The sequence below is a fragment of the Mesorhizobium sp. M2E.F.Ca.ET.209.01.1.1 genome (assembly GCF_004010375.2).
Taxonomy (GTDB): domain Bacteria; phylum Pseudomonadota; class Alphaproteobacteria; order Rhizobiales; family Rhizobiaceae; genus Mesorhizobium.
Genome location: NZ_SADP02000789.1, coordinates 1 through 321, shown reverse-complemented (window position 1 = coordinate 321; position 321 = coordinate 1). Strand labels below are relative to the sequence as shown.

Sequence of the window (321 nt, the reverse complement as noted above, 5' to 3'; positions counted from 1 at the left end):
CGCCCCGCTCCTGCTCCTGTTTCTGTGCATCGGGCTCGCCACCGGAGCCGACGGCCTCGGCATCCAGTTCGACAACGCCCGTATCGCCTATTTTGCCGGCTCACTGGCGCTCGCCGTCATTCTGTTCGATTCCGGTTTCGGCACGCCGCTCAACGCCTTGCGGCAGGCGGCAGGACCGGCCCTGTCGCTGGCGACCTTCGGCGTGCTACTCACCACCGGCCTGTTCGGCGCCGCCGCCAACTATCTGCTCGATCTCAGCTGGCTGGAATCCTTCCTGCTCGGTGCCGCCGTCGCCTCGACCGACGCGGCGGCGGTGTTCTT

At 67.6% G+C, this 321-nt stretch carries 1 protein-coding gene; it reads left to right on the top strand.

Going from position 1 to position 321, the window contains the following annotated elements:
• The coding region (locus tag EN852_RS37910) for a cation:proton antiporter (RefSeq protein WP_189546557.1) at positions 1-321 on the top strand (321 nt) is incomplete at both ends.